The 23,694-nt window shown below is 56.0% G+C and carries 24 protein-coding genes and 1 pseudogene; 14 read left to right on the top strand and 11 right to left on the bottom strand.

Annotated elements, in window-relative coordinates; all coding sequences use genetic code 11:
- Positions 1–13 precede the first annotated feature (13 nt).
- Complete coding sequence (gene rlmN, locus Q7U76_10065) at positions 14–1,120, bottom strand: 23S rRNA (adenine(2503)-C(2))-methyltransferase RlmN (protein ID MDO8356721.1); 1,107 nt, start codon at positions 1,118–1,120, stop codon at positions 14–16.
- 115 nt (positions 1,121–1,235) lie between these two features.
- Here rlmN and Q7U76_10060 point away from each other — a divergent pair, with 115 nt between their 5' ends.
- The 9 genes and pseudogenes from Q7U76_10060 to Q7U76_10020 all read left to right on the top strand — a co-directional run bounded on the left by Q7U76_10060 (position 1,236) and on the right by Q7U76_10020 (position 10,574).
- Positions 1,236–3,509: a transglycosylase SLT domain-containing protein gene (locus tag Q7U76_10060; protein MDO8356720.1), complete on the top strand. Its 2,274-nt coding sequence runs from the start codon at positions 1,236–1,238 to the stop codon at positions 3,507–3,509.
- Between the two features lie 84 nt (positions 3,510–3,593).
- Positions 3,594–3,857 carry a cell division protein ZapB gene (zapB, locus tag Q7U76_10055; protein ID MDO8356719.1) on the top strand — a complete coding sequence of 88 codons (264 nt, stop codon included), beginning with the start codon at positions 3,594–3,596 and terminating at the stop codon, positions 3,855–3,857.
- Positions 3,841–4,137 carry a cell division protein ZapA gene (locus tag Q7U76_10050; GenBank protein MDO8356718.1) on the top strand — a complete coding sequence of 99 codons (297 nt, stop codon included), beginning with the start codon at positions 3,841–3,843 and terminating at the stop codon, positions 4,135–4,137. The genes zapB and Q7U76_10050 overlap by 17 nt, the downstream gene beginning before the upstream one ends.
- A 579-nt stretch (positions 4,138–4,716) precedes the next feature.
- Entirely contained in the window at positions 4,717–6,294 is a 1,578-nt protein-coding gene (gene rny / locus Q7U76_10045; protein ID MDO8356717.1) for a ribonuclease Y, read from the top strand.
- Positions 6,291–7,070 (top strand): TIGR00282 family metallophosphoesterase, encoded by a 780-nt coding sequence (locus Q7U76_10040; GenBank protein MDO8356716.1) that lies wholly within the window; start codon positions 6,291–6,293, stop codon positions 7,068–7,070. The genes rny and Q7U76_10040 overlap by 4 nt, the downstream gene beginning before the upstream one ends.
- 81 nt (positions 7,071–7,151) lie before the next feature.
- Positions 7,152–8,465: pseudogene (gene xseA / locus Q7U76_10035) on the top strand (exodeoxyribonuclease VII large subunit).
- A gap of 61 nt (positions 8,466–8,526) precedes the next feature.
- A complete protein-coding gene (xseB, locus tag Q7U76_10030) occupies positions 8,527–8,775 on the top strand; it encodes an exodeoxyribonuclease VII small subunit (GenBank protein MDO8356715.1) in 249 nt (82 codons plus the stop codon).
- 61 nt (positions 8,776–8,836) lie between these two features.
- The gene (locus Q7U76_10025) at positions 8,837–9,622 is read left to right on the top strand and encodes a TlyA family RNA methyltransferase (protein MDO8356714.1); all 786 of its coding nucleotides are present in this window, start codon (positions 8,837–8,839) and stop codon (positions 9,620–9,622) included.
- Between the two features lie 28 nt (positions 9,623–9,650).
- A complete protein-coding gene (locus Q7U76_10020; GenBank protein MDO8356713.1) occupies positions 9,651–10,574 on the top strand; it encodes an NAD-dependent epimerase/dehydratase family protein in 924 nt (307 codons plus the stop codon).
- Positions 10,575–10,626: 52 nt separating this feature from the next.
- Here the strand turns inward: Q7U76_10020 and Q7U76_10015 are convergent, their stop codons facing one another.
- Positions 10,627–10,947, bottom strand: a complete 321-nt coding sequence (locus Q7U76_10015) for a rhodanese-like domain-containing protein (protein ID MDO8356712.1) — start codon at positions 10,945–10,947, stop codon at positions 10,627–10,629.
- 369 nt (positions 10,948–11,316) lie between these two features.
- Here Q7U76_10015 and cutA point away from each other — a divergent pair, with 369 nt between their 5' ends.
- From cutA to Q7U76_10000, 3 genes are all read left to right on the top strand, one after another.
- Entirely contained in the window at positions 11,317–11,649 is a 333-nt protein-coding gene (gene cutA, locus Q7U76_10010; protein ID MDO8356711.1) for a divalent-cation tolerance protein CutA, read from the top strand.
- A gap of 125 nt (positions 11,650–11,774) precedes the next feature.
- Positions 11,775–12,812, top strand: a complete 1,038-nt coding sequence (locus Q7U76_10005; protein MDO8356710.1) for a M23 family metallopeptidase — start codon at positions 11,775–11,777, stop codon at positions 12,810–12,812.
- A 170-nt stretch (positions 12,813–12,982) separates the two neighbouring features.
- Positions 12,983–14,665, top strand: a complete 1,683-nt coding sequence (locus tag Q7U76_10000; protein MDO8356709.1) for a formate--tetrahydrofolate ligase — start codon at positions 12,983–12,985, stop codon at positions 14,663–14,665.
- A gap of 3 nt (positions 14,666–14,668) precedes the next feature.
- Here Q7U76_10000 and hflC read toward each other — a convergent pair whose 3' ends face one another.
- Both hflC and hflK read right to left on the bottom strand, forming a co-directional pair.
- Positions 14,669–15,529 (bottom strand): protease modulator HflC, encoded by an 861-nt coding sequence (hflC, locus tag Q7U76_09995; protein MDO8356708.1) that lies wholly within the window; start codon positions 15,527–15,529, stop codon positions 14,669–14,671.
- Complete coding sequence (gene hflK, locus Q7U76_09990; protein MDO8356707.1) at positions 15,526–16,560, bottom strand: FtsH protease activity modulator HflK; 1,035 nt, start codon at positions 16,558–16,560, stop codon at positions 15,526–15,528. The genes hflC and hflK overlap by 4 nt, the downstream gene beginning before the upstream one ends.
- 128 nt (positions 16,561–16,688) lie before the next feature.
- On the opposite strand from hflK, the gene Q7U76_09985 reads away from it, so the two are divergent.
- Together Q7U76_09985 and arsB are read left to right on the top strand one after the other, a co-directional pair.
- Positions 16,689–17,009, top strand: a complete 321-nt coding sequence (locus Q7U76_09985; protein ID MDO8356706.1) for a metalloregulator ArsR/SmtB family transcription factor — start codon at positions 16,689–16,691, stop codon at positions 17,007–17,009.
- 50 nt (positions 17,010–17,059) lie between these two features.
- Positions 17,060–18,136, top strand: a complete 1,077-nt coding sequence (gene arsB, locus Q7U76_09980; GenBank protein MDO8356705.1) for an ACR3 family arsenite efflux transporter — start codon at positions 17,060–17,062, stop codon at positions 18,134–18,136.
- A gap of 189 nt (positions 18,137–18,325) precedes the next feature.
- On the opposite strand, the gene arsS is transcribed toward arsB, so the two are convergent.
- The 7 genes from arsS to Q7U76_09945 all read right to left on the bottom strand — a co-directional run bounded on the left by arsS (position 18,326) and on the right by Q7U76_09945 (position 23,690).
- Complete coding sequence (gene arsS / locus Q7U76_09975; GenBank protein ID MDO8356704.1) at positions 18,326–19,366, bottom strand: arsenosugar biosynthesis radical SAM protein ArsS; 1,041 nt, start codon at positions 19,364–19,366, stop codon at positions 18,326–18,328.
- 78 nt (positions 19,367–19,444) lie between these two features.
- The gene (locus Q7U76_09970) at positions 19,445–20,632 is read right to left on the bottom strand and encodes a methyltransferase domain-containing protein (GenBank protein ID MDO8356703.1); all 1,188 of its coding nucleotides are present in this window, start codon (positions 20,630–20,632) and stop codon (positions 19,445–19,447) included.
- Positions 20,633–20,837: 205 nt separating this feature from the next.
- Positions 20,838–21,437, bottom strand: coding sequence for a cytochrome P460 family protein (locus Q7U76_09965; protein MDO8356702.1), 600 nt, complete (start codon positions 21,435–21,437; stop codon positions 20,838–20,840).
- Between the two features lie 307 nt (positions 21,438–21,744).
- Entirely contained in the window at positions 21,745–22,116 is a 372-nt protein-coding gene (locus Q7U76_09960; protein MDO8356701.1) for a DUF2784 domain-containing protein, read from the bottom strand.
- A 4-nt stretch (positions 22,117–22,120) separates the two neighbouring features.
- Positions 22,121–22,681: a DUF488 domain-containing protein gene (locus tag Q7U76_09955; GenBank protein ID MDO8356700.1), complete on the bottom strand. Its 561-nt coding sequence runs from the start codon at positions 22,679–22,681 to the stop codon at positions 22,121–22,123.
- Between the two features lie 54 nt (positions 22,682–22,735).
- Entirely contained in the window at positions 22,736–23,194 is a 459-nt protein-coding gene (locus tag Q7U76_09950; protein ID MDO8356699.1) for a hypothetical protein, read from the bottom strand.
- Positions 23,195–23,378: 184 nt separating this feature from the next.
- Complete coding sequence (locus Q7U76_09945; protein MDO8356698.1) at positions 23,379–23,690, bottom strand: TfoX/Sxy family protein; 312 nt, start codon at positions 23,688–23,690, stop codon at positions 23,379–23,381.
- Positions 23,691–23,694 lie beyond the last annotated feature (4 nt).

Below are 23,694 nucleotides of genomic sequence, written 5' to 3'. Positions count from 1 at the left end.
TGCACAGCACATGCTAGCAACGGGGTTCAATTTGTGTCAAGGCGCGTCCTGCATACTCGGGTGAAAGATTGCCCAATTGACCGCAGGCGCCCAGCACATCACGACCGCGACTCTTGCGGATGAAGGCGTCAATGCCGCCATGTGTGAGTACCGCCTGAAATGCGAATACGTTCCGGTCGGTCGGCCGGCGGAAGGGATTGCCCGGAAACTCATTAAAGGGAATCAGGTTCACCTTGCAGCGGAGACCCTTGAGCAGTTTCACCAGGCGATGGGCGTCCTCGTCGCGGTCGTTCACGCCGGCGAGCAACACATATTCAAACGTTAGTCGTCTGGTTGGGGCGAGCGGATAGCGCCGGCAGGCGGCCATGAGGGTCTTGAGCGAGGCGATTTGGCTGGCCGCCGGCATCAATTGCTGGCGTTGCTCTTCCGTCGTGCCGTTCAATGAGATGGCGAGATTCACCCCGAGCGCGGCCACATCCTTCAACCGTGCGGCGAGTCCTGCCGTCGACACGGTAATGCGGCGCGGCGACCAGCCAAGCCCCCATGACTTGTTCGTGAGGCAATGGATGGCGGTGGAGAGCGCGTCGATATTGGCAAGGGGCTCCCCCATGCCCATGAAGACGAGATTGGTCAGGCGTTCGGTGCCGGTCAAATGGTCCTGAGACGTCAGCACCTGATCGACGATCTCATGTGCCTTGAGGTTTCGCTTCAGTCCCATGGTGCCGGTTAGGCAGAAACCACAATCTAGCATGCAGCCCACTTGGGTCGAGACGCAGAGCGTGAGTCGATCCTCGTCGGGAATGAGCACCGTTTCGATGCGGAGTGCATCGTCCAATGTGAGTAGAAGCTTGCGCGTATGGTCGGTCGATTCAAGCACGGTGCAGTCTTGCGTGCGCGAAATTGTAGCGACCTCGGCCAGTTGTTCTCGATCGTTCTGGGAGAGATCGGTCATCTGCGTGATGCTGCGGGCGCGTCGTTGATAGAGCCAGCGGAGAATCTGACCAGTTCGGTATCGGGGCCATCCGAATGGCTGCAGGAGCCGACTGAGACCTTCTTCTGTCAGCGACAAGAGATTGGTCGGAGCGGGACTCGATGGGAGGGCGTGATTCTCATGCTGCATAATGGCACCCTACCATAGCCTTAAAAAGTGGAACAAGGTAGAGGGTTCAGATGGCTCTGCTGGCAACGGGGATAAGGACGCTGTTATATATGATAGGAGTCGAGGGGGGCCACGCGTGCGCACCGGTACATATCAATTGACTATACGAAATCTATTCCTTGTCGCGAGCCTTGGCCTCTGGGGGGTTGCGCTGCCCTCGGGCCAGGCATTTGCCGGTCCGGTCTCTCAGTCGGCAGTGAGTGACGGTGCAGTCTGTGAGGGTGCAGAAGAATGCTTCCACGCAGCCGCGCTGCCGAAGGAACGGCTCGGTAAGGTCCTGAACAAAGAACAAGTGGTGTTGCTGAAGCTTGAGCGGCTCCAGCAGCTGATGGAGCGGTTCCCTGCCACGATCTGGGCGAAGCGCGCAGGATTGTTATCCGGTGTGCTGCTTCTTGAGCGAAATCCTGCCGTAGCCATGCAGTTTCTCCGCGCGGCACAGCGAGACGTCCCGATGTTGGACGACTATATCCGGCTATGGATCGGAGAGGCGTTGCTGAATCTTGGAGACGCCAAACCCGCAGCAGCGATGTTTGAAACCCTTTCCCTGACTGCATCGGACTCGCCGTTGTTGGTGAAGGCCGCCTATCGGGCCGGAGAAGCGTGGTATCAGGCCTCGAGTTGTCACGAAGCGACGGCCTGGATTTCTAAAGCAGTGGCGATGAGCGTGAAGGAATTGGAGACTCCCCAGGCGTTGCTCCGGCAAGGCGCTTGTCAGTTGCGAGAGAATAATATCGCCGAGGGTCGTGAAACCCTTACGCAGTTGTGGACCCGGTTTGCAGCCAGTGGAGAAGCGAAAGAGGCGGAGGCGCTGTTGGCGTCGAATCTAGGTGGCGAGCCTTGGGTCGTTCAGTCGAACGAGCGGCTCGCTCGGGCGCAGGTGTATCTTGGGCAAGCGTTCCATGCCGAGGCGATCGAGGAGCTTCGAAAGTTTCTTGCAGCTGATCCTCAGTCGCCGCTTCGCACCGAAGCGAAGCTGAAGCTTGGGATTGCACAGGTTCGGCTGAAGCAGTACGACCAAGCCCGAGAGACGTTTCGTGCGCTGGTGAAAGATGGCGCGGCTGAATCGTCCGAAGCCTCCGTGTGGCTCGCACGCGTCTATCTTCGCCAAGGCCTGGGTGATAAATTGCTCGATCTTGCGCGGACCATGTCCGCGTCGTTATCCGCAGAGCAGAAAGGCCAGATCACGCTCTTCGCCGGAATTTGGCTGGAAGATCAGGGCCGCTTCGACGACGCGATCGCGAGATATCGGCAGGTGGCAAAGGCTGGCGAGCCGGCGTCTCAGCGAGCCGAGGGGCAGTGGCGTGTAGGCTGGGGGTATTACCGGATGGCGCGCTATCGTGAGGCGTCAGACCAGTTGCATGCGCTCGTGGATCAGCACGACGGCGATTTCGAGCCGCAGGCGCTCTATTGGATGGGGCGGGCGGCTGAACTGAGCCAGCAGCCTCAAGCTCGCGATGCCTACGTGAGGCTCTGCCAACGATACGTCTATACCTATTATTGCCAACTGGCTCGCGAGCGGATCGACATTCCGTCGCCGGATTCTCCTGCCGCAGAATCAGTCGTGGCCGCCGTTTCGGTAGACGGCGGCAGGTCTGGAGGTGGTGAGGCCGCACGTTCGGTGTCTGCCAGGGCAGAAATCGAGCAGCAGCCTGCCTATCGACGCGCCATCGAGCTGAAGACGTTGGGGCTGGACTCGGATGCCGCGCGAGAATTGGCGGGATTGACGGATCGCTATAGTCGAGATCCTGACCTTCTCATGGTGCTATCGACATTGTTGAACGAGGCAGGTGCCTATCACCATGCCCTCCGACTCGCACGGGCCCGGTTCAGGGATAAGCTGGAGCGGACTGGAGGCGCTGTCGATCCATCGCTGTGGCAGGTGGCCTATCCGACAGGTCTTCTGCCTACGATCAAGGGGCAGGGAGCCAAAGGCGTCGATCCTTATCTGGTGGCGGCGATCATACGAGAGGAAAGTCAGTACGATTGGCGGGCGGTATCGCGGGTTGGCGCGATCGGCTTGATGCAAGTGATGCCGGGTACGGCAAATACTGTTGCCCAGCGACTTGGACTTCCCGCAGTCGGACGGGATGACCTCTTTGACCAAGAGACGAACATTCGCCTTGGTGTTCGTTACGTCGAACAACTGCTCGAACAGTTTTCCGGGAACGTTGCCTATACGATTGCCTCATACAATGCCGGACCGATCGCGGTTGGAAATTGGATTGCGCTGCACCGTGGGCGAAGTCAGGATGAATTCGTTGAATTGATCCCCTATCAGGAGACGCGGCAGTATGTGAAGCGTGTTCTGCGGAGTTATCGAGAATATGCCCGGCTGGGCAGGGCTTCCTAGGTGCCGTTTCTTGACAAGATTTAGACAAGTTTCTATAGTGCGCCACAACCTGTAGGGGCTACTTTTAAGGAGGGGACTGAGGGAATGGCACTCGATCGATTGGACGCGCTTGAAGACCGTATTAAAGACCTTGTGAAGCTGATCCAAGAATTGAAGAAGAAGAATGCGGCTGCTGAAGAAGAGTTAAAGGTTGTTCGGCAGCGACTTGCGGAGAAGGATGATTCGAATCGGCGCTGGGAGCAAGAGCGTATCGATATCAAGTCCCGCATCGAAAAAGTCCTCGGCGACGTTGAGTTGTTGGAGTGCTTTGAAGAACGCAAGGAGGTGGCCCTTGACGAAGACCATTGACGTGGAAATCTATGGCCAACGGTTTGCGATCCGCGGGGAGGCGGACGAGGGGTATATTCGGCGGCTCGCGAGTTTTGTCGATAGCCAGATGCGTAGTCTCGCGGAGGGAATGAATACGACGACTCCGTCGAAGCTCGCCGTGTTGACGGCGATCAACCTGGCCCATCAGTTGTTCGAAGTTGAACGGAAGCGTGCGCAGGGTGATGCGGATGTCGAGCGGCGGATGACGTCGCTCATGGAATCAATCGAGGAGCAGGTGCCAACCTCGCTCTTTCGCTAGATTCAACTTGCAAAGGGTAACCCCCTTTGATATCGTGAATTGTGCTGTTGGGATGTAGTGGAGTTGACGGTAGGGATACAATCAGGTCACGCTCAAACCGGTTTAGTGATCCGGGAAGATGATGCAGTCGCCGCGGAATAGATGTGGGTTCTTGATGCTGGTGAAATTGAGACAAGTAGAATCTGTGCAAGGGTTCGTCCTCCTCATGTATCGCCTCCTCGAAATGTTGGGCAAATTCATGGAGTTCCTGCTGCCGTCTGGCAGTGCGGTGCATGGAGGGAGTCTTCGGCTGCTTCCCGTTCGCGCACTCGATCCTCTCAAGCGGATGAGGGGATGGCGACGTAGCGGAACCTCGTGGAATCTGTCCGGCACGGGACGTACTCGTTCGCTCAAGCCATCAAGATCTTCATCCCCGTGGAGTCCGTTCTCGGAGTGAATCTGTAGACCGCGTGTTGGGCTATCCTCTTCCGTTCAGCTAATCTTCCACTGCGCCCCCACATCAAGATAGAACCGTCGACCAACCTTGTATCAAGACGAGGCTGAGAAGCCGGGTGTTTCTCGTCTCGGGACTGTAGGGGGGTGAGTCAAATTACTACTTCAATTTTTGCCTATCTGTTGACAGGACTCGTTGGAGGATTGCTCGGAATCGGGCTTTTCGAACTGATTCGTCGTTCTTCTGGCGCTACGAAGAAGGCGCAAGAAGAGGAGCAAGCCCGCCAGTCTGTGCAGAATGCCCAGCGGGAGGCGGACAATATTGTCAAAGAAGCCAAGCTGGAAGCGAAAGATCTTCTGCTGCAGTCGAAATCGGAACTCGAGAAAGAGCAGAAGGCCAAGATGGCCGAGCTCGCCGTTGTCGAAAAACGTTTGATTCAGCGCGATGAAACCATCGAGAAACGAATCAGTGCGATCGACAAGCGAGAAGGCGATACGCAGAAACGAGATCTGGAGCTGGTGAAACGGGAAGAAAAGCTGACAGTGAAAGAATCGGCTTGTGCTCGAGCGGAGAAGGAACATTGTGAGGCACTGGAACGTGTCGCAGGAATGACGTCCGACGAAGCGAAGAAGCAGCTCATTCATGAAATGGAAAGTCAGGCTCGGCTGGAAGCTGTTGGGCTTGCGAAGCGGATCTTAGAAGAGGCCCGGGAGAATGCGGAACGGGAAGCACGCGAGATCATTACCTGCTCAATCCAACGGGTGGTGCGTGATTACGTGTCCGAGTCCACGATTTCCGTGGTCCAGATCCCGAACGACGCGATGAAGGGGCGGATCATTGGACGGGAAGGGCGCAATATTCGTGCGATCGAAGCTGCGACGGGAATCGACTTAATCATCGATGAGACCCCCGAAGCGGTGATTATCTCCGGTTTCGATCCGTTGCGTCGGGAGATCGCCAAGGTGTCGCTCGAACGGCTCATGCATGACGGGCGCATCCATCCGACGCGGATCGAGGAGATCGTTGAGAAGGTCAAAGTCGATATCGATAAGCTCATGTATGAAGAGGCCGAGAAAATCATTTTTGAGTTAGGCCTCTCTGACTTTCATCCTGAGTTGATCAAAGTGCTTGGTCGGCTCAAATACCGGACGAGTTATGGACAGAACAATCTCTACCATGCGCGTGAAGCGGCTTATATCTGCGGCATCATGGCGTCGGAGCTCGGGCTCGATGTGAAGTTGGCAAGACGAGGGGCGCTGCTCCACGATATCGGGAAAGCCGTCAGTCATGAAGAAGAGGGCCCCCATGCCATGTTGGGCGCCGAGATCGCCAAGAAGTATGGCGAGAGTGAGAAGATTATCAATGCCATCGCAGGGCACCACGAACAAGTGGAGCCGATCTGTCCCGAGTCCGTCTTGGTGGCTGCAGCCGAAGCGTTGTCTGCCGCCAGACCTGGGGCGAGACGTGAGGCCTTGGAGACCTACGTGAAGCGGTTGGAGAAGTTGGAGTCGCTTGCCACGACGATCAAAGGGGTGCAGAAAGCCTATGCCATCCAGGCAGGCCGGGAGATTCGCGTCATCGTTCGACAGGAAGATATTACAGATGCCGAGTCGTTCCAGCTGTCGCGGGACCTGGCGAAGAAGATCGAGCAGGAGTTGACCTATCCAGGCACAATTCGGGTGACGGTCATTCGAGAGAGCCGGTATGTGGAGTATGCGAAGTGAAGGTTCTCTTCATCGGCGATATCTTTGGAGAACCCGGGCGCCGTGCGGTGGCCCGGGCCGTTCCCAGACTGGTCGCTCAGCGGCAGATTGACATTGTTATTGGTAATGGTGAAAACGCGGCCGCCGGATTTGGCATCACGCCTGATTTGGCTGAAGAGTTGTTCGAGCTCGGCCTTGCGGTCATCACGACCGGGAATCATGCCTGGGATAAGAAGGAAATTCTCGACTATTTTCCCCGTGAGCCGCGCCTGCTTCGGCCTGCCAATTATCCGAGCGGTGTGCCGGGGTATGGCAGTGTGGTGGTCGAATCGGCCGGTGGGGAGCAGTTAGGCGTCATGCAGCTGATGGGTCGGGCCTATATGCCGACGTTGGATTGCCCGTTTCAGGTCGCAAAAAAAGAGCTGGCCGGATTGAAGAAGCGAGTGGCTGCTGTGATTGTCGATATGCATGCAGAGGCCACATCTGAAAAAATGGCGATGGGACATTATCTGGACGGCGAGGTCGTGGCCGTGGTCGGGACCCATACGCATGTGCAAACGGCTGACGATCAGATTTTCCCGAAGGGGACGGCCTATATGACGGACATCGGCATGACCGGCCCTCTCCATTCCGTGATTGGGGTAAAGAAAGAATTGGCGATCGAAAAGTTTCTGACTGGGATGCCGCGGCGCTTCGAAGTGGCCTCAGGACCCTCCGTTTTTTGTGCGGTTCTGATCGAGCTTGATGCGCGCCTCGGGAAGGCCCTCTCGATCGAACGCATTCGCATCATCGATTAAAGGAGTCTCACCACGAGCTCTCCCGGTTTCCCTGATCTCTTCTCTCAGCCTACTCCTCCGAAACAGGTCTTTACGGTTTCGGAGTTGACGGGACTACTCCGCACCTCCATCGAAGAACAATTCTCTGACATCTGGCTGGAAGGCGAACTCTCCAACCTTCGTGCTCCCGGATCGGGACATGTCTATTGCACACTCAAGGACAAGACGAGCCAAATTCGCGCGGTGCTGTTTCGGTCCAGCGCGGTGCGGCTGCGTTTCGCCTTGCAGGAGGGGATGCAGGTGATTGTGCGGGGGCGGCTCACGGTGTACGAACTGCGTGGAGAATATCAGATTGTTCTCGATACGGTGGAGCCGAAGGGAGTCGGCGCGTTACAGCTGGCCTTTGAACAGTTGAAAGAACGATTGGCTGAAGAGGGGTTGTTCGATCAGGACAGAAAGAAGCCTCTTCCGGTGTTTCCACGGACAGTGGGTGTCATCACCTCGCTAACTGGCGCAGCCATACGGGATATTCTGGCCGTGCTTTGTCGCCGCTGGCCGACGATCCAGATTCTGATCGCGCCAGTTCAAGTTCAGGGGGAGAGTGCCGGACGTCAAGTCGCCGAGGCGCTTGCTGCGTTGAACGAATGGGGCTCTGTGGACGTCATCATTGTCGGGCGTGGCGGAGGGTCGATGGAGGATCTCTGGAGTTTCAACGAAGAGATCGTTGTGCGTGCCATTGCGGTTTCTCATGTACCAGTAGTGTCGGCGGTCGGGCATGAAATCGATGTGACGTTGTCTGACTTCGTGGCCGACCTCCGTGCGCCGACGCCGTCGGCGGCGGCCGAGGCGGTCGTTCCGGTCTTGGCGGAGATCGTGGAGCGATTACGAGAGCTGACCGTCCGTATGGGACAGATGATGCTCCGGCATTGCGCGTTTGAGCGGCAGCGGCTCGATGCCGGCATTCGGGGGGTGACGGATGTCCGTTTCCGTCTCCAGGCAGCGGCGCAACGGACAGACGATATGGTGGATCGGTTACGCGAGATGCTCCAGCGCTTGCTCACGGTAGGGCGGGAGCGGGTGCATGTAGCACAGCGTGATCTATCCGGTCTCAATCCTATTCTCGCGATCAAGCAAGGGTTGGCAACCGTCCCGCAGTTTTCACAGCGCTTAGAGGGGCAGATGGGAGTGGTCTTGACGCAACATCGTCATCGCGTCCATGCGCTGCTGGCGCAGCTCCATACGCTCAGTCCATTGGCAGTCCTTGGTCGCGGGTACAGCATCCTTCAGACTGTGCCGGCTGGGAAGATTCTCCATCGAGCGAACGACGTCGCGGTTGGCGAGGAGTTGGAGGCTCAATTGGCAAGCGGGCGGCTGAGTTGCAAGGTCACGCGGGTGTTCGACGATTCCGCAGTTTGAAATTGCAAGGTGGTCGAGTATAATGGCTCTCTACATCTGTGAATGAATAACGAGGCGTACTGTGGCAGCGGTAAAGTTTGAACAGGCAATGGCGCGGTTGGAAGCCATTGTCGGCGAGTTGGAGAAAAGCGATCTTCCCTTGGACGAATCGCTCAGGATCTTCGAAGAGGGCATTCGCCTCTCCAAGAATTGCCTCAAGGTTCTGGAAGAAGCCGAGCATAAAGTAGAAGTGCTCGTGCAAGATAAGAACGGCAGAAAACGAATCCACGCCTTCTCCCCAGACGACGAAACCGATGAGCCGTCTTCCTAAGTTCCCTGGTAGGGGCTCCTCTATCCGCCTCCATTCCGTCGTATTGCTTCCGTAAGTGACTATGGCGACCACCCCTCGTATTCACAAAGAACGGTTGGACCGTGTGTTGCTGGTGCAGGGCTTGGTGTCGAGCCGTGAAGCCGCGGCTCGAGCGGTCTTGGCAGGCGGAGTCTCGGTTGATGGGATCATGGTGGATAAGCCTGCGAAGCTGGTACCGCTGGATGCGCGGATTGAGGTTGTGCAGCCTGCGTTATTCGTCAGTCGATCAGGCGATAAATTAGCCGCGGCTCTTGACGCGTTTCACATAGATCCACTCGGGGCGGTTGGTATGGACGTCGGCTGTTCGACCGGCGGGTTCACCGATTGTTTATTGCAGCGAGGCGCGACCCGTATTTACGCCATCGATGTGGGGTATGGGCAGTTCGAGTGGAAGCTTCGTCAAGATTCTCGTGTTGTCTTGCTCGAACGGACTAATATTCGGTATGTTGACCGTGCCGTGGTTCCTGAGCCGATCGATCTGGCGGTCATCGATGTATCCTTTATATCGCTGACCTTAGTCTTGCCCGCCGTTGTGCGCCTCCTCAATAGATCCGCGGCGGTTGTCGCGTTAGTCAAGCCACAGTTTGAAGTTGGCAAGGGGCAGGTAGGGCGAGGCGGAATCGTGCGGGATGATGCACAACGCGAGGCAGTGACTGAAAAAGTCATTGCTTGTGCGACGCAGTTGGGGCTTCAGTTGAAAGGCGTACTCGATTCTCCTGTGATAGGGCGAAAAGGGAATCGGGAGATTCTTGTCGGGTTTAGTATGGGCGATCGCAGCATGACGGGGACTGTGGAGGGGCGAGGATGACGACGATTCATTGGCGATGGGGGCATGCATGAAGGTACTCGTGACGGGAGGTGCCGGCTTTATTGGTTCCCATGTGGTCGATCGCCTTGTCCAGGAAGGACATGAAGTGGTGGTGGTGGACAATCTATCCACAGGAAAGCGGAAAAACCTCAATCGTGCCGCTCGCTTCTGTAAGATGGATATCCAGAGCTGGCGACTTGAGCGGGTGTTTCGCAACGAGCGGCCCCATATCGTCATGCATCTTGCGGCACAGATGGACGTCAGGAAATCTGTGGAAGATCCGGTCTTCGATGCCCAGGTGAATATTCTTGGAATGCTGAACGTATTGCAGCAAGCAGTCAGGCACGGTGTGCGGAAGGTGGTATTCTCTTCTTCGGGTGGAGCGATCTACGGCGAACAGGAGATCTACCCTGCTTCTGAGTCCCACGTCACGCGGCCGCTATCGCCCTACGGCATCAGTAAGTTGTGCGGGGAGCAGTACCTCTCATACTACCAACGGGTGAGCGGGCTTCAAGTGGTGAACTTGCGCTACGCGAATGTCTATGGCCCTCGTCAGGATCCTGATGGAGAGGCTGGGGTGGTTGCGATCTTTATTCAGAAGTTGCTGAACAACGAGCAAGCGATTATTTATGGAAATGGACGGCAAACGAGAGACTTCGTCTATGTTGAAGATGTTGTTGAGGCAAATCTCGCGGTGATGAGTCAGGAAATACAAGGAACGTATAATGTTGGCACAGGGCAAGAAACGTCAATCAACGATTTGTTGAGGCTTCTCATCACGCATACGAATTCAACCTGTAAGGAAGTTCATGGGCCAGCCAGAAAGGGCGAGCAGGCACGGAGCGTCATTGATTCCACTAAGCTCCGTCAGGAATTGTCTTGGGAGCCGAGAGCCGAACTCAGCGAAGGGCTCAAGCGTACTGTCGAATATTTCCGTGAGCGTATGGGCTAGCAACAGCTGGGCCGTTCAGGCTTAATTAGCGCCAAACGCATCGTCTCCAGAGCTAGTATCGAGGAACGGTTCCATCCACCTGGGTCGACCAGGCATCGATTCCACCCACTAGATTCTTTACAGTACTGAACCCTTGTTGGAGTAGAAAGTTTGTCGCATCGGCGCTTCTCATCCCATGGTGGCAGATGGCGATGATCTCCGAGTCACGGTTCAACTGAGCCAGCGATTGAGGAAGTGTTCCAAGAGGAATGAGGGTTGAGCCCTCAATCTTTGCAAGGGAATATTCCCAGTCCTCCCGCACATCGACCAGTACTAGCTTGTCGCCCTTATCAAGTCTTGCTTTTAGTTCTTTTGGGGAAATGGCAAAGCCCATTGAGTAGCCTCCTAATTGCGGGCATCATATGTGAGGGGTGAAAAGGCTGTCAATGATCAAGGTATTCGGTTTTTATGGGTACTGCTTGGATCGTTAGTGGGGCGGTAACCCGATGGTCTTTGAACAAGGATGATAAGTAACTGTACACTTTTGTCATTTTGTCGTCTTTATGTGGTCTAGACGACACGATTTGAGGGGGGTGAATATTATGATTTGTACGATTGAGTAACGCAACATATTGATAAAGCTGTAAAAGTAAGTATTTGCCTAGAAGGCAGGTCCAGAAATTGCGTTATCAGGCCATCAGTAGTGAAGGAGATATAGTTGGAGAGGGAGGAGAAGGGTATCTTGCCAGGGTCACGTCCCCTTATGAAAAAGGTCCCAACAAAGGTCCTCATTGTTTTGGTCACAACGGCAAGTCAGAAAGAAGCGGTAAGGATCGGGGAGAAAATGGTGAGTGCCAGGCTGGCTGTCTGTGCGAATGTCATCCCCAGTATCAAGTCGATCTATCGGTGGAACGGAAAAGTTGTCAAATCAAGGGAAACGCTCCTGATGCTGAAATCCACAGAGCTTCGGTACCAGGCACTCGAGAAGGCGATTAAGGCGATGCATAGTTATGAAACTCCTGAGATCGTGGCGTTGGAGATCAGGGCAGGCCTCGATCAATATATGAGTTGGGTGCGGGGAGAGACTCATATCTAATTGTTAATATTGAGTATTTTGTCATAGTTAATGTGAGGGGTTGACCGAAGCAGCCTGGATAGGTACACTCGCCGAGGACTATCTTGGACAGCTGGGGAGAGCCCATTCAGCAGGGGGTGAAGGTTATGGGACAAGTAAACGGTACTGAAAATAGCGATGCCTATACCGTCGTAATTTTTCGTGGCTCAACAGCCAAGCCTCTTCGGTTTAGTTTTCCACGCAAATTTGTCAGTAAGTTATTGATTGTTGGAGCAATTATCCTATTAGCCGACATTCTGATCATTTCACATTACGTGATCAGAACTGGTGAGGTCTGGGAACTCTCAGCGTTCCGCGCAGAAGCGATGAGCGCACGGGAGCAGACAGCCGCTTTCTCTGGAGCCGTCGATGATCTGAAGAAGCGCTTAACGGGCATGAAAGAGGTCAATCAGCGACTTCGTGTTATGTTGGGAATCGAGGCCCCAAAGACAGGGGATGTCGCAAATGGCCGAGGTGGTGAGGATGGCCCCATTCCAGATGGCAATGTTCTGTCTTCTGCTGAGAAGAATCTCAAGAGGGATGAGGGTGCTCAGCGCCCAAGTTTGGTAGAAACGGATCAGAATACTCCCGTTGGACAAACGAGCCATTCTGTCGACCCAAGTGGTCTCACCGAGCAGGAGATGATCGCCTCAATCAAGAATGGCATTGACTGGTTATCGAAAGAAGCGACGACTCAGGAGCAGTTCCTTCAAGAGTTATCCTTGGCTGCCGAGCAGAAGTCTTCTCGGTGGGCAGCGACTCCGTCCATTTGGCCAGTGAAGGGGTGGGTGACGTCTGGGTTTGGACCAAGGGTTTCCCCATTCACTGAAAAGCCTGCGTGGCATGATGGATTGGATATTGGCGCTGCTGCGAATGCTCCAGTTCAGGCTCCGGCTCAAGGCCGCGTTACAACAGTCGGGTTCGACCCGAAGCTGGGAAATCTCGTAAAAATTGATCATGGATTCGGTATTGAAACTCTCTACGGTCACATGGCTAAGGCTTTAGTGAAAGAGGGTCAGCGCGTCAAACGTGGGGAAGTCGTTGGATTAGTTGGTAGCACCGGACTGGCTACTGGGCCCCACTTACACTATATGGTCAAAGTGTATGGCCAGACGCTTGACCCGGTTCGGTATATCCTCGAATAACTAGCTAGTCTTTCCGTTTCGATCAGGGGCCTCGCTATGAACCACTCGGCTCATGACGAGGCCAGACGAAACTCAGCCCTCCTCAAGATCCCCCACCGAGCTGACTGAACTCCTGTGTTATACTGCCGCGCTATTGCGGCGGTAGTCACCATCATGGTGCCACTCCACCTATGACAGATATTGAGATCAATCGATCGGTGAAGGCGCGTTCCATTCAGGATGTTGCCGATCAGCTTGGAATCCAGGCCGTCGAGCTATTCCCTTATGGAAAACTAAAGGCGAAAGTTTCGCTCGATGTACTGACTCGCCTCAAATCAGCGCGACTAGGCAAGTATGTACTCGTGACCGCCATCAACCCGACCCCGCTCGGTGAAGGCAAGACGACCACGTCCATTGGGCTTGCCATGGGCCTGTCGCGCCTCGGCCATCGAACTGCCGTCACGCTTCGGCAGCCGTCATTGGGGCCGGTGTTCGGGATCAAAGGGGGAGGAACAGGGGGAGGGCGTGCGCAAGTCCTTCCGATGGAAGAGATCAACCTCCATTTGACCGGCGATGCCCACGCGGTCTCTGCCAGCCACAATCTTTTGTCGGCATTTATTGATAATCATCTGTTTCATGGGAATGCGCTTCATGTGGACCAGAATCGGATCACCTGGCCTCGGACGTTAGGAGTGAGTGATCGCGCGCTCCGGCAGATCTCACTGGGGGAGGGGGCGGCGGGTCATACAGGACAGTTTGTGATCACAGAAGCCTCTGAAGTCATGGCGATGCTCGCGTTAGCATCGAGCCAGGCAGACTTACGACAGAGGCTCGGGCAGATCATTGTGGGGTTTACAACTGATGGGAAGCCAGTGCGGGCAGAAGAGTTCGGCTGTGCCGGGTCTATGGCCGTTTTGCTGAGAGAAGCATTGCTGCCGAATTTGGTTCAAACGCTGGAGGGAACGCCGGCATTTGTGCATACGGGTCCCTTCGGCAATATCGCCCATGGAAATTGTTCGATTCTTTCCGATGCCATCGCGCTACGTTGTGCGGATTATGTCGTCACAGAGGCTGGATTCGGTAGCGATCTTGGTGCGGAAAAGTTTTTCAACATCAAGTGCCGTCTCTCCGGATTCAAGCCTGCAGCAGCCGTGGTCGTGGCGACGCTCCGCGCACTCAAACTCCACGGGGGCGGCGGAGCGGTTAAGGTTGGGGCACGGCTTCCGGTCGGGCTGACCGGGCCCAATCAAGAGGCCTTGGTCAAAGGCTTTGCAAACTTGGAACAGCACATTGCGAACGTAAAAGCTCATGGAATCCCTGTGGTGGTGGCGGTCAATGCCTTCAGCGACGATCCGGTGGCGGAGCTGGAGTGGGTTCGAGAGCGATCCCGAGAGGTTGGTGCGGTGGATGCAGCAGTCTCAACTCATTGGGCCGATGGTGGGAAAGGGGCTGAGGCATTAGCAGAGGCGGTGGCTAGGGCCACAGAGGAAGGCTCTACATTCAAGCATCTCTATGAGGTTGCGTGGCCGATCAAGAAGAAGATTCAGGCCATTGCTACGCAGATGTATGGAGCCTCTGATGTGTCGTTTGAGGCAACAGCCGAACGAGACATTGAGATGGCCGAGCGGCTTGGATTGGATCAGCTACCGATCTGTATGGCGAAGACGCCGTTATCGCTGTCGCACGATCCGGCGTTGAAGGGGCGCCCGTCGGGGTTTACGCTGCCGGTCAAGGAGGTCCGACTACTTGCAGGGGCCGGGTTTCTTACGGCGGTCTGTTCCGGCATTCAACTGATGCCGGGATTGCCGAAGAAGCCGGCAGGGGAACGGATTGGATTCGATCCCGCCACGGGCGAGGTTGTGGGGCTGTCCTGAATCCTAGCGCTGCTTGAGAAATCTGAAGAACTCTGAATCTGGACTCACCACCAGGGTCGACTTATCTTTGAAGGCTTTCTTGTAGGCTTCCATCGAACGGGTAAACTCGAAAAATTTCGGATCCTGTCTGTAGGCGTCCGCGTAGACCTTGAAGGCCTTAGCATCTCCTGCGCCTCGAAGCTCTTCAGATTCTTTATAGGCCTGTGCGAGAATGATCTCACGGTCTTTCTCTGCTTCAGACCGAATCTTTTGCGCTTCCTCAGCGCCTTCTGCACGGTATTGCTTCGCTTGCCGTTCTCGTTCAGCCTGCATTCTGGCGAATACAGCCTTTTCGTTCTGCTCAGGAAGATCGGCGCGTTTGATTCTCACATCCTGAATCTCGATCCCATAGGCGGATGCCTTCTCATTTGAGCGTTGGGTCACGATCTTCATGAGGTCATGACGACCGGTCGCGACGATTTCCAGAAGATCATGGCGTCCGAGTTCGACCCGGAGTTCCGAGTAAATAATGTCGTGCAGCCGTTGGTAGGCTCCCCGTTGGCTTTGAAAGTTCTGGTAAACTTTTAACGGGTCAACAATTCGCCATTTGGCATAGTTGTCAAGCAGGAGGGTCTTCTTGTCTTGCGTGATCACATCTTGGGGGTCCGAGTCGTAATCCAGCAAGCGCTTATCGAAGTACGTGACCTCTTGAATAAACGGTACTTTCACATAGAGGCCCGGCTCTGTGAGATTACGCTTGGGTTTTCCCAGTTCGACCACAATCGCGTTCTGGGTGATGTCCACGATGAAGAGCGGTGAGGCTCCCAGGATAAATAGTCCGACGACGACCACCAGGAGTGCAATGATGAATCCCTGCTTGGTCATGGTTTCTGCTCCTCAGCGGCGGCACCGGATTTGGCTTTGAGCCGTTCGAGTGGAAGGTAGGGCAGCACACGATCGCCGCCCTTGCCATCAATGATGACTTTCTCGATATTCGGGAGAATCTCTTCCATCGTTTCAATATAGAGCCGCTTGCTGATGATGTCTTTGGCCTGGTTATATTCCTTCAAGGTGGCCGTGAAACGGTTGGCTTCACCCTGCGCACGATTGAGTCGAGCCTGGGCATAGCCCTTGGCCTGGTTCACCACCTGTGCAGCTTCGCCCTTGGCTTTGGGAAGAATGTCGTTGCGATAGCTCTGGGACTGGTTGATCAGTTTCTCCCGATCTTCTTTCGCATTCGTCACGTCCTTGAATGCAGCGGCCACGGCTTCGGGAGGATCGACATCTTGAAGCTGGATGGCGGCGATCTGGACGCCACCGTGATATTGGTCGAGAATCGATTGGAGAAGGACCAAGGTATCTTGTTGGATCTGGGCTTTGCCGGTCGTCAAGGCCTCGTCGATCTTGCTCTTGCCGACCACTTCACGCATGGAGGCTTCGGCAGCTTTGCCGATCGTCTCATGGATTTCCGCGACGCTGAAGAGGTAGTTCTCAGATTCTTTAATCTTGTATTGCACGATGAACTCGATGGCCAGGATGTTCATATCGCCGGTGAGCATCAAGGCTTCTTGCGCCAGCATTTGCTGACGGCCTTGCCGATCCGTGCGGAATCCCACCTCGATCCGATGAAGTTTTTCGACTTTTGGCTGCAGGACCGTTTCGATCAGAGGAATTTTCCCATGGGGGCCGGGGCCCACTGTCCTGACTGGGACGCCGAACCGCTTCACGACGCCCTCCTCATCAGGGGCGATGATAAACGCACTTTGCCAGGCGAGGAAGACGACCAAGGCGGCGAGGGCGACGTTTCTGAAGCCGCTCGAGGGCATCAGATTCTTGAATTGCGATTGGGCCTGTTTGAGGGCATCCTCAAGCGGGTCACTCTTCTTGCTCCAAGGATCTTTGGGGTCCCAAACCATGTGAGGTATGTGTCCGGTGATGGTCGCGAAGGAACTCTATCGGCGTCACCTTAGCAGACTGCCGGAAGTTTACGCAATCAGGATCCTCTCCCGTTGACCCATCATGAATTCTTGATGTATAAGATGGGATGCTTACCTTGTCGGGGAAGAATCGGGCCAAAACCGCCGAGTTGTGCCATGCGCTGGCAGATGAGACCAGGCTGGATATTCTCGATCAGCTCAAGGAGGGGGAACGGTGTGTCTGTGAACTGACCGATGCCCTTCAGACCGGGCAGTCGCGTCTATCTTTTCATTTAAAAGTATTGAAGGACGCAGGCTTGATTCTCGATCGGCCGGAAGGCCGCTGGATCTATTACGCCATCAATTCCGAAGCGGTTGCGGAGCTTGAAGAGCTTGTCGGATCGCTCAAAGCAACCAGGAAAACAGTTCGGCCTAGCTCGCGCTGTTAACTTTTTTTGTTTCATGAATCAAGTATTCTTGATGTCTTGGAGATCGCGCTATGCACACGCCGCCGGTAGTCGAGAAGCAGCTAAACCCTTTTGAGCGGTATCTGACGATCTGGGTAACCCTCTGCATGATCGTGGGTATCGTGATTGGACAGGGGGCACCGGACCTTGTCCAATCGTTGAGGGCGATGGAGTTCGGTCAAGGCAGCCATATCAACCTGCCGATTGCGGTGCTGATTTGGCTGATGATCGTGCCGATGATGATGAAGGTCGATTTTGCCTCGATTCGTCACGTTGGGACGCGTCCGACCGGGCTCGTGATTACGTTGTTCGTCAATTGGGTGGTCAAACCGTTTTCGATGGCCCTCTTCGCCTGGTTCTTCTTCCGCGTCGTCTTTGCCGCCTGGATCACACCGACCGAAGCCGATCAATACATCGCGGGGACGATCATTCTGGCCGCGGCGCCCTGCACCGCGATGGTATTTGTCTGGAGCTATCTGACGGATGGGGACCCCGCCTATACGTTGGTCCAGGTATCCGTGAACGATCTCATCATGCTCCTGCTCTTTGCGCCGATTGTCGGCCTGTTGGTGAGTGGCGCTTCATCGTTAGCTGTTCCATTCGATGTCTTGCTCTACTCAGTCCTGGCTTTCATCGTGATTCCGCTGGCGATTGGGTGGGGGCTTCGGATGTGGCTCGTGCGGCAACAGGGCCAGCGGTGGCTTGAAGACGTGCTCTTGCCGAAGTTTGCCCCGGTCACCATCGTCGCCTTGCTCCTCACCCTGGCCTTCATCTTCGCCTTCCAATCCCAGAACATCATGGGCAAGACCGTTCATGTGGCGTTGATTGCCGTGCCGATCCTCCTGCAAGTGTATCTGAATGCCTCATTGGCCTATGGGCTCATGTATCGGTTTCATGTGCCCTATGCGATCGCCGCACCGGGTGCGTTGATCGGGGCCAGCAACTTTTTCGAATTGGCAGTGGCGACAGCCATTGCGCTGTTTGGCCCCGAGTCCGGCGCAGCCTTGGCAACTGTGGTGGGCGTGTTGGTGGAAGTGCCCGTCATGTTGTCGGTCTGTGGGATCTGCAATCGAACCAAGCATTGGTTCAGGCCCGAGGTGGTCGCATGAAGGAACGAGTCCTATTCCTCTGCACTGGGAACTCGGCTCGAAGTCAGATGGCAGAGGGCTAGTTTTGGAGTTTTGCCGACCCGGCAGCGGTTGCGGACGCAGATGTGCGTTCGCTCCTCTTTCGCCTGGTTCGCGACGAGATTGCTGCGGCGATTTGACAGTTTCTGGCAGATGGAGAGAGGTCGGACGTTAAGCCGTGACGGAGCCGCCGCAGGATGAGCCTGTCCCGGCTGTGCAGCCGTAGCAATGGTTGCCCGTCGTGATCTGGCGCTGATTCAGCTGCACCGGATCGAAATCGCGGATGTGTGTGGGTGCGCCATGGGCGACCGGTAAATCCAGCATCTGGTTGAAGTCGCAGTCATAAAGTCTGCCATCCCAGCTGACGGAGATCGTATAGCGGCACATGACGCCGGTAGCGGCGGCAGGGTTGAAGGCGTTGGCGAGTCGCTCCATATACTGCTCATAATTCCCGCTTTCCACCAGAAACTCCAAGTATCGGCTCACCGGCATGTTGGTGATCGTGTAGAGATGGTTGAACTCGACGCCATACCTGGCCCGGAGCTCTTTCCGAAACTGCGCTTCGATGGCCCCTTGCTTGGGCGGAAGAAAAGCCCCCACCGGATTGTAGACAAGGTTTAGGGCGAGGCCGCTGTCAGGCTGACCATAGCCGAGTCGATTCAGCAGGCGCAGTGCCTCGATCGATTTCTGAAAAATTCCGTCGCCCCGTTGGGCATCGGTTTGACTGGCCTGATAGGAGGGGAGTGAGGCGATAATCTCGACCTGGTGAGCGGCCAGGAATTCGGCTAAGTTTGCCTGTGAAGGAATCAGCAGCACCGAAAGATTACAGCGATCCAGCACATGGCGACCGAGTGTGCGAGCCTGTTCGACCAGCCAGCAAAAGTTGGGGTTCAGTTCCGGCGCGCCCCCTGTGATATCGACCGTAGGAATATCGGTTTTGGCGAGAGCCTGAATGCACAGCTCTGCCGTTTCTCGGGACATGCTCTCGGTCCGATCCGGTCCCGCATCCACATGACAATGGCGGCAGGTCTGGTTGCAGAGTTTGCCGACGTTGATTTGAAAGACGGTGATTCCCGTGGCGCGAAGCGGGAGCAGGCCCATCCGATCGAGTTGTGTCTCAAAGGGTGGCGCGCTTGTGATGGTTCCAAGCAGCCTCAACTGCTCTGCCGAAGAGGCGAGGGGGCTCTGTTGTCCCAACAGGGTTAGCGCCATAGAGTTCTGCTCATCATACCGAGGATCGTTTCTGAGCCGACGACAGAGATGACTGCTGTGATGCCTCCTCGGGGAGTCTCAGCAGCAGCCTCCGTCAGGGGCGCAGGTGACGGCGTCACCTGTCGCCGGTTCGCTGGCGCGATTGAGTATGGCGAAGTGCGAGCGATAGCCGTCTGTTTCGAGCACCCTGCGCGTTTTGGAGCAGATTTCGACCGGCTCGCCGCGCCGGAACAGGTGGTGGTCGTCATCGCAGGCTTCCAGGAATGGGCCGGCCAGGAGCGCGAAGTCGCCTGTCCACAGGCACGGGTCCTGTGAGGGAGTCACGGAGGCCCAGCGCGGATCGGCCCGGTCCAGCCAGAACGGATTGGGCGAGAAGACAAACAAGGAGTCAAAGGGAGGCTGACTGAGGAGTAGGGCCAGGTCCGGCGTCAGTGGTTGAGGAATCCCGCGCAGGTAGGCCGTGCCTCGTTCATCCACCACGCGACTGAAGGGGCCGCGAAGCGTCGCATACCGGGGGGCGGCGGCTGGGAGTTGCGCGGGCAGCTTGTAGCCGGTCAAGGTGACCGAGAAAAAATGGATACCGTCGATTCGCTGCCAGGGTGACGATGTGATGAGATGAAGACCGACGAACCCTGCGTCGGTCATGCCTTCCATATAGTCGGTGAGCGTGAGGGCGCCGGACAAGCAATCGCCCCATTTCTTCGCATCGTGAACCAAATACTGTGGGACAGGCTGGTCGGCCACGATATCGGAAACTGTGAATCGTCCGCTTGGCTTGGCGACACGGAACATCTCTCGAAACACCTTCCGCTTATCGGGCGCAAGGTTGATGACACAATTGGAGATGATCAAGTCGACCGTATTCTCCGCCACCGGCATGGCGTCGGCCATCCCCTTCTTAAACTCGACATTGGAGGCGGGATAGCCAAGGTTGGTGGCGACTACGACGGCGTTCTTGCGGGCGATCTCCAGCATCGTATCGGTCATATCGATGCCGATTACTCGACCAGTCGGACCGACGAGGCGCGAGGCTTCAAAACAGTCGATGCCGCCCCCCGAGCCGATGTCCAGAACCGTTTCACCGGGGCGTACCGTTTTTAACCCGGCCGGGGTGCCGCATCCGTAGGAGATCTTGAGGACCTCTTCCGGGATGAAGGATTTAAGGTTCGCCATGTCGTAACTGGTCGGGCAACACATCTGCTCACCTATACTGGCGGCCCTGGCATAGCGCTCGCTGACTTTCTGCTCAATTTCGTCTATGGGCATAGTCTCCTCGCGGTCGGGTAGAGAGATGGATGGCTCTCCATGTATCAATACTGACGCATGTCCGTCAACTCCGGTATATCCGGGCAATTTATCGAATGGCATGCCTTGTGAGAGTCGTGTGGAAGAGGTGTTTCTTACGAGGGGATCTGCGAAAAGAAGGGGGGAGCCGCGGAGCCTTCGCGGCTCCCCCCTTTCGAACGTCTCTCTACATCCGTCCGCGCTTCTCGAAGTACTCATCGTACCGATGTACGAAATCCTTCTGCGCTAACGGCATATGGCAGGCGCGGCACTTCGTGAAGTCTTCCATCAGGGGTTTGCTGGTCGCGTCATAGGCGGCGTAGGCCCAATCGCCGTTTTTCAGATCGTCGGGGAGCTTGTCGCCCCAGCCCTGTTCCTTCCCCATCACAAACACCTTCGCCAGGTCGCCTTTCACCGGCTTCCCATCCATGCCGGTCGCCAGCTTGTCGCCGTCCATCTTGGCCTTGTAGATCTCCATCACCATGATCGTACCGTTCGGAAAGTTCTGTCCTGCTGATGTTCTCGCGCCGGTTGGATTGATGTAGATGTCGCGCACCTGTTTGGCTTCGCCTTTTGGGATATCGACCAGGAACTTGGGCCAGAACTTGTAGTCGGCGGGAAGGGCTACGGTGCCATCAGGGCCAGACGGGGCCGCCATCGAGGGGGCCATTGCCGGCTTTGTCTCGGCAGCCATCATCTTGGAACCAGACGATTCTGTCGTGTTACAGCCGCCCATGATGAGCAGCAATCCACTGAAGGCAAGAGACGAGGCAAACTGCTTGTGCATGGTGGACCCTCCTATTGATAGTGGTATGTGGGCCCATGGAAAAGTGGGCCGCTATTCTTTCATCTCACTTTCCCTACGGAGCCTATTCCTGTTTGGATGTCTGGTGCTGTGCAGGCCTATGTAGGGACATGGATTTACCCTCCAATGCCGCCTCCGCCGGATGAGAAGGCCACAGACAAAAGCCTGTGGCCGCTGTGCGCGATGATGAAAAGGGCGATGATAGGAAAAAGGATGAGCGGAGCGGCTGCTGAAGACGTCGTCCGACGGCAGTGGGTAGCGGAACAGCCATACTCCGCTGTCCGTGCCGTCAAGGCCGTTGTTTCTGAGATCGACGCCAGAGCCATCCATACAACGAGAGATTGACGACGAGCACGACGAGGCCGAGTATGAGTTGTGTATCGCGAGTCAAGCCGTCGGGATACAATGTTGGCAACAGGTAGCGGGAGAGAAAGTCCTCGCGATAGCCCTGTTGGCCAGCCTGTTCGCGCAGGCTATTTTCCAGCGGTGTGAGCGGGCAGATCCAGCCGGTGAATTCGACGGTCGCACCCCATAAAACCGCCGGCAGGTGCAGCCAGGCTGCACGAGGCCACTTCAACGCCAAGAACCCTCCGACGATGACGAAGAGAACAAATCCGGCATGTACGCACAGGGTCAGGTCTGCGAGCCATCCATACCACATGGCGTCAGAAGAGCCGGGGTGGAGCGAAAGGATCGACCGGTTGAGGGTAGACGAGTCTGTTTCCGTTGATGATCGCGAATGGCGTCAGCCGATGCTCATCTGCCTTGACCGGCGAGAGGATGTGTCTGACGGTCCAGCCCCTGCTCGCCAGCGCATCGGCAATCAAGGATCGGTGACAGCGCCAGGGGACGGCTTCGGCACACATGATGGCGGTCGGGTGCAATCGGCTGGTAGCTATCAGTGTTTCTAACGCTTCGAAGAATTCCGGCGTCTGCATATAGTCAGCATAGCCTCGAAAGCTGGCGTTTCTCCATCCGTCGTTGATCGAATCTTTTCGGGGCTTTCGCAGGCCGCCAAGCGCCAACATGTGGAGATAGTTGAGGCCGGAAGTTTTCAGGCTCTTGGCGAGGGCCTCCGTATTGAACTGCGTGTTGTGCCGCGATTGTGGAACGGTTCGCACGTCGATGAGGAGGTTGATGGCATGGGCGTGCAGGAGAGCGATGAATTCGTGGATCGGTCTGGTCGAATGGCCGATGGTCCAGATTGTCGATGGTGGAGTCGACATAAATCAGTGTCGCATAGCACAAAGGGAATCGCTATCGGTAGAATGGGATGCGGTTCAATCCGGCGGCAATTTGTCGGAGTCGATTTCAAGGAGCCGCAGTCGGCCGTTGGTGATGTGTTCGGTCTTGTAGAGGCGGTCGCCCACCTGCATGGTACCGACAAGCAGCGACCCGTTGACGACAAAGGTAAAGTCTCCCTTCGTGGGCAACTTGAAGGTACCGCGGATCACGGCGGTATCGTTGCTGCGGGAGATGGTCGAGCTGATATCCAGCTCGGGATTGATCCCGTCAAAGAGCTCAACGGTGATCCTGGGATGGGGCCTGGCCCCGGCATCCTTTAAGACTTGAAGTAGTGGGAGGTCGAGCGCAATTTCCCGATCGCGGAGTACCCAGGGCCTTCTCGGTACCGGCTGATCGGTCGTGGGAGGAGTCAGGACCGTCTGCCATAAACTCTTCGGAGCCGGACGTCCATCGGCCCAGGCGATCTGACAGAAGACCGCGCTCAGCATCGTCATGAGGAGAAGAGACCTGAATGGGTGGATCACAGAGTTGTTTCCTGGTGAGTGCGGTCCGGTCGATTCATTTCATTATTATAAAGGGATCCGACTTGGCGTGATCATGAATAGTGGGAGCAACTCCATTTTTTTCTCAGTCATTCCGGTCACGAGGAGCCGCTGGAGTCAGGAATGCGGCGGATTGTTATCCCTGTGCGGCTTGAGAGGCCCAGGTGAGGAGATCATCGGGCGATTCTAAGATATCGACTGGAACTTCGTAGTAATTCTTGAGCGTCTGAGTGGACGTGGGTGTGAAGGGCTTCATGCCCCGGTCGCGATAGTGAGGTGCGGTCAGTCGATCGGTTTTAAAGTAGAGCCGGCCCTTGTGGATGATCCCGAAGAACCGGTCTCCTTGGTAAAGTCCATATCCGCCGAACATGGCACGGGAGGTCAGGCCTGGCAGCCCGCTGAGCTGATCCAGCACGAAGTCCCTAAACCCGTCTCGTTTCGGTACCATGGCG

The organism is Nitrospirota bacterium, from assembly GCA_030645475.1.
Classification (GTDB): domain Bacteria; phylum Nitrospirota; class Nitrospiria; order Nitrospirales; family Nitrospiraceae; genus Palsa-1315.
The sequence above is the reverse complement of the archived record's forward strand: the minus strand, read 5'-3'. Positions and strand labels throughout refer to the sequence as shown.